This is a genomic window from Klebsiella sp. Ech2A (assembly GCF_030078455.1).
Classification (GTDB): domain Bacteria; phylum Pseudomonadota; class Gammaproteobacteria; order Enterobacterales; family Enterobacteriaceae; genus Klebsiella; species Klebsiella terrigena.
This window is the reverse complement of the sequence record NZ_JAQGFU010000260.1, coordinates 1-5,119: the sequence shown is the minus strand read 5'-3', so window position 1 is coordinate 5,119 and position 5,119 is coordinate 1. Positions and strand designations below refer to the sequence as shown.

The following is a 5,119-nucleotide window of genomic DNA, read 5'->3' as shown; positions in this document are numbered from 1 at the left end:
GCAGCGTCAGGTGTGTATAAGAGACGGGCCGCCTCCTGCATCGCCGGCTACGCGCTGGCCAACGAGGTCAGCCTGCCGGAAGAGAGCTTTTACCGCCCGGCGATCAAGGCGAAATGCCGCGACGGTTTCTGCCCGCTGGGCGACCTCGTCCCGCTACGGAGCGTCGATAACCTGACCATCATCACCGAAATCAACGGTCGCGAAGCGGATAGCTGGAACACCGCCGACCTGCAGCGCGGCGCCGCCGAGCTGCTGAGCGCCCTGAGCGAATTCGCCACCCTCAGCCCCGGCGACGCCATTCTGATCGGCACTCCGCACGCCCGCGTCACGCTGCGCCCCGGCGATCGCGTACGCATTCTCGCCGAGGGTTTCCCGGCGCTGGAAAACCCGGTCGTCGCAGAAGGAGAACTGGTATGAAACAGGCACGTATTGAGTGGCAGGGTCAGGCACGCAGCGCGCAGGTCGACGATCGCGAGCAGGTCATTCTCGATGACGGCACCAGGCTGCAGGAGGGCGAATTCCGCTGGCTGCCGCCCGCCGAGGGCACCCTGTTCGCGCTGGGGCTGAACTACGCCGACCACGCCAGCGAGCTGGAATTCAAGCCGCCGGAAGAGCCGCTGGTGTTTATCAAAGCGCCGAACACCTTCCTCGGCCACCGCCAGGAGTCGGTGCGTCCGGATAACGTCGAATATATGCACTACGAAGCCGAGCTGGTGGTGGTGATTGGCAAAACCGCGCGCAGGGTCAGCGAGGCCGACGCCCTGGAGTACGTCGCCGGCTATACCGTTTGCAACGACTACGCCATTCGCGACTATCTCGAGAACTACTACCGGCCGAATCTGCGGGTAAAAAGCCGCGACACCCTGACCCCCATCGGCCCGTGGATCGTCAGCAAAGAGACGGTTCCGGACCCGCACAACCTGACCCTGAGCACCTGGGTCAACGGCGAGCTGCGCCAGCAGGGCACTACCGCCGATCTGATCTTCAGCATCCCGTTCCTGATCGCGTATTTGAGCGAGTTTATGACCCTGCAGCCCGGCGACATGATCGCCACCGGCACGCCGAAGGGGCTGTCTGACGTGGTGCCGGGTGACGAAGTAATCGTCGAAGTCGAGGGCGTGGGCCGCCTGGTCAACCACATCATCAGCCAGCAGGCGTATGAGGAGAAGCTGTCATGAAAAAAATTAACCACTGGATCAACGGCGAAAGCGTGGCAAGCGCGGAGTATTTCCACACCACCAACCCGGCCACCGGCGAAGTGCTGGCAGAGGTCGCCTCCGGCGGTGAAGCCGAGGTGAATCAGGCGGTCGCGGCGGCCAAAGCGGCGTTCCCGAAATGGGCCAACCTGCCGATGAAGGAGCGCGCGCGCCTGATGCGTCGGCTGGGCGATCTGATCGACCAGAACGTTCCGCAGATCGCCGCCATGGAGACCGCCGATACCGGCCTGCCGATCCACCAGACCAAAAACGTGCTGATCCCGCGCGCCTCGCACAACTTCGAGTTCTTCGCCGAAGTGTGCCAGCAGATGAACGGCAAGACCTATCCGGTTGACGACAAGATGCTCAACTACACCCTCGTGCAGCCGGTCGGCGTCTGCGCGCTGGTGTCGCCGTGGAACGTGCCGTTTATGACCGCCACCTGGAAGGTAGCGCCGTGCCTGGCGCTGGGTAATACCGCGGTGCTGAAGATGTCCGAGCTGTCGCCGCTCACCGCCGACCGCCTCGGCGAACTGGCGCTGGAAGCCGGTATTCCGCCGGGCGTGCTGAACGTGGTGCAGGGCTACGGCGCGAACGCCGGCGACGCGCTGGTGCGTCATCACGACGTGCGCGCGGTCTCGTTTACCGGCGGCACCGCCACCGGGCGTAACATCATGAAAAACGCCGGGCTGAAGAAGTACTCGATGGAGCTGGGCGGCAAATCGCCGGTGCTGATTTTTGAAGATGCCGATATCGAGCGCGCGCTGGATGCCGCCCTGTTCACCATCTTCTCCATCAACGGCGAACGCTGCACCGCCGGCTCGCGCATCTTCATTCAGCAGAGCATTTACCCGGAGTTCGTCAAGCGCTTCGCCGAACGCGCCAGCCGCCTGCGCGTCGGCGACCCGACCGATCCCAACACCCAGGTCGGGGCGCTGATAAGCCAGCAGCACTGGGAAAAAGTCTCCGGCTATATCCGCCTCGGCATCGAGGAAGGCGCCACGCTGCTGGCCGGCGGCCCGGATAAACCCGCCGACCTGCCCGCGCACCTACGCGGCGGCAACTTCCTGCGCCCGACGGTGCTGGCGGACGTCGATAACCGCATGCGGGTTGCCCAGGAAGAGATTTTTGGCCCGGTGGCCTGTCTGCTGCCGTTTAAAGACGAAGCCGAAGGCCTGCGCCTCGCCAACGATATCGAATACGGCCTGGCCTCCTATATCTGGACCCAGGACGTCAGCAAGGTCCTGCGGCTTGCGCGCGGGATTGAAGCCGGCATGGTCTTCGTCAATACCCAGAACGTCCGCGATCTGCGCCAGCCGTTCGGCGGCGTGAAGGCCTCCGGTACCGGCCGCGAAGGCGGCGAGTACAGCTTCGAGGTGTTCGCCGAAATGAAAAACGTCTGTATTTCCATGGGTGACCATCCGATCCCGAAATGGGGCTTATAAGGAGCACAAAATGGGCAAATTAGCGTTAGCCGCCAAGATTACTCACGTACCTTCCATGTATCTCTCCGAGCTGCCGGGGAAAAACCACGGCTGCCGCCAGTCGGCGATCGACGGCCATAGGGAGATCGGTAAACGGTGCCGGGAGATGGGCGTCGATACGATTATCGTCTTTGATACCCACTGGCTGGTGAACAGCGCCTACCACATTAACTGCGCCGACCATTTTAAAGGGGTCTATACCAGCAACGAGCTGCCGCACTTTATTCGCGACATGACCTACGACTACGACGGCAACCCGGAGCTGGGCCAGCTGATCGCCGACGAAGCGGTGAAGCTGGGCGTGCGCGCCAAGGCGCACAACATCCCGAGCCTCAAGCTGGAGTACGGCACGCTGGTGCCGATGCGCTATATGAACAGCGATAAGCATTTCAAAGTGGTGTCGATCTCCGCTTTTTGCACCGTTCACGACTTCGCCGACAGCCGCAGGCTGGGGGAAGCCATCGTCAAGGCGATTGAGAAATATGACGGTACCGTGGCGGTCTTCGCCAGCGGCTCGCTGTCGCACCGCTTTATCGACGACCAGCGCGCCGAAGAGGGGATGAACAGCTACACCCGCGAGTTTGACCATCAGATGGATGAGCGGGTGGTGAAGCTGTGGCGCGAAGGCAAATTCAAAGAGTTCTGCACCATGCTGCCGGAGTACGCCGACTACTGCTACGGCGAAGGCAATATGCACGATACGGTGATGCTGCTCGGGGTCCTCGGCTGGGATAAATACGACGGCAAGGTCGAGTTTATTACCGACCTGTTCGCCAGCTCCGGGACCGGCCAGGTTAACGCCGTCTTCCCGCTGCCGGCTCAGGCGTAAGGGGTCCGCGATGCCACATTTTATCGCCGAGTGTACCAGCAACATCCGCGAGCAGGCCGACCTGCCGGGCCTGTTCGCCGAGGTTAATCAGGCGCTGGCCGCCACCGGTATTTTCCCGATCGGCGGCATCCGCAGCCGCGCCATCTGGCTGGATACCTGGCAGATGGCCGACGGCAGGCACGATTATGCCTTCGTGCATATGACGCTGAAAATCGGCAGCGGGCGCAGCCTCGAAAGCCGCCAGCAAACGGGAGAGATGCTCTTTGCTCTAATCCAGGCGCATTTCGCCGCGCTGATGGAGAGCCGCTACCTCGCGCTGTCGTTCGAGATTGAGGAGCTGCACCCAACCCTGAACTACAAGCAGAACAACGTCCACGCGCTGTTTAAATAATTAACGTCATCCGGCAGGCGTAGCGCTGACGCGGGCTCTCCGACGTCGGCGCTCTCGTCCGGCGCCCGGGAGACCCGATGGTACCCATTTGCAGGCAATGTCACAGGAAGCCCTATGCTCGATAAACAGACCCGCACCCTGATCGCCCAGCGGCTGAACCAGGCCGAAAAGCAGCGTGAACAGATCCGTGCCATCTCGCTCGATTATCCCTCGATCACCATTGAGGATGCCTACGCCGTCCAGCGCGAGTGGGTCGAGCTGAAAATTGCCGAAGGCCGGGTGCTGAAGGGCCATAAGATCGGCCTGACCTCGAAGGCGATGCAGGCCAGCTCGCAGATTAGCGAGCCGGACTACGGCGCGCTGCTCGACGATATGTTTTTCCACGACGGCGGCGATATTCCCACCGACCGTTTTATCGTTCCGCGCATCGAGGTCGAGCTGGCCTTCGTGCTGGCCAAACCGCTGCGCGGCCCGAACTGTACGCTGTTCGACGTCTATAACGCCACCGATTACGTGATCCCGGCGCTGGAGCTGATCGACGCCCGCTGCCACAACGTCGATCCCGAAACCCAGCGCCCGCGTAAGGTGTTCGACACCATCTCCGATAACGCCGCCAACGCCGGGGTGATCCTCGGCGGCCGGCCGGTTAAGCCCGATGAGCTGGATCTGCGCTGGATCTCCGCCCTGCTGTACCGCAACGGGGTCATCGAAGAGACCGGCGTCGCCGCCGGCGTGCTGAACCACCCGGCCAACGGCGTTGCCTGGCTGGCGAACAAGCTGGCGGCGCACGACGTCCAGCTGGAGGCCGGGCAAATTATCCTCGGCGGCTCGTTTACCCGTCCGGTGGCGGCGCGCAAAGGCGATACCTTCCACGTCGATTACGGCAACATGGGCGCGATTAGCTGCCGCTTTGTCTAGGGGAAAGAAGATGAATAATGCGTTTAAAGATGCGCTGCAGGCCGGGCGCCCGCAAATCGGCCTGTGGCTGGGACTCTGCAGCAGCTACAGCGCCGAGCTGCTGGCCGGCGCCGGATTCGACTGGCTGCTGATTGACGGCGAACACGCGCCAAACAACGTGCAGACGGTGCTGACCCAGCTGCAGGCGGTGGCGCCTTACGCCAGCCAGCCGGTGGTTCGCCCTTCGTGGAATGACCCGGTGCAGATTAAGCAGCTGCTGGACGTCGGGGCGCAAACCCTGCTGGTGCCGATGGTACAAAAT

5 protein-coding genes and 1 pseudogene are annotated in these 5,119 nt (G+C 62.5%); all 6 read left to right on the top strand.

Annotated elements, in window-relative coordinates:
• Nucleotides 1-1,178 (top strand): annotated as a pseudogene (locus PFH44_RS28145) (fumarylacetoacetate hydrolase family protein); the annotation flags it as partial.
• Nucleotides 1,175-2,641 carry a 5-carboxymethyl-2-hydroxymuconate semialdehyde dehydrogenase gene (hpaE, locus tag PFH44_RS24815; protein WP_045860158.1) on the top strand — a complete coding sequence of 489 codons (1,467 nt, stop codon included), beginning with the start codon at nucleotides 1,175-1,177 and terminating at the stop codon, nucleotides 2,639-2,641. The pseudogene PFH44_RS28145 and the gene hpaE, both read left to right, overlap by 4 nt.
• A gap of 10 nt (nucleotides 2,642-2,651) precedes the next feature.
• Nucleotides 2,652-3,509, top strand: coding sequence for a 3,4-dihydroxyphenylacetate 2,3-dioxygenase (gene hpaD, locus PFH44_RS24810; RefSeq protein WP_283826473.1), 858 nt, complete (start codon nucleotides 2,652-2,654; stop codon nucleotides 3,507-3,509).
• Nucleotides 3,510-3,519: 10 nt separating this feature from the next.
• Complete coding sequence (locus tag PFH44_RS24805) at nucleotides 3,520-3,900, top strand: 5-carboxymethyl-2-hydroxymuconate Delta-isomerase (protein WP_115193624.1); 381 nt, start codon at nucleotides 3,520-3,522, stop codon at nucleotides 3,898-3,900.
• Between the two features lie 114 nt (nucleotides 3,901-4,014).
• Complete coding sequence (gene hpaH / locus PFH44_RS24800; RefSeq protein WP_041143910.1) at nucleotides 4,015-4,818, top strand: 2-oxo-hept-4-ene-1,7-dioate hydratase; 804 nt, start codon at nucleotides 4,015-4,017, stop codon at nucleotides 4,816-4,818.
• A 10-nt stretch (nucleotides 4,819-4,828) separates the two neighbouring features.
• Nucleotides 4,829-5,119, top strand: a 291-nt coding sequence (locus PFH44_RS24795; protein ID WP_283826472.1) for an aldolase/citrate lyase family protein, incomplete at its 3' end; no start/stop codon positions are given.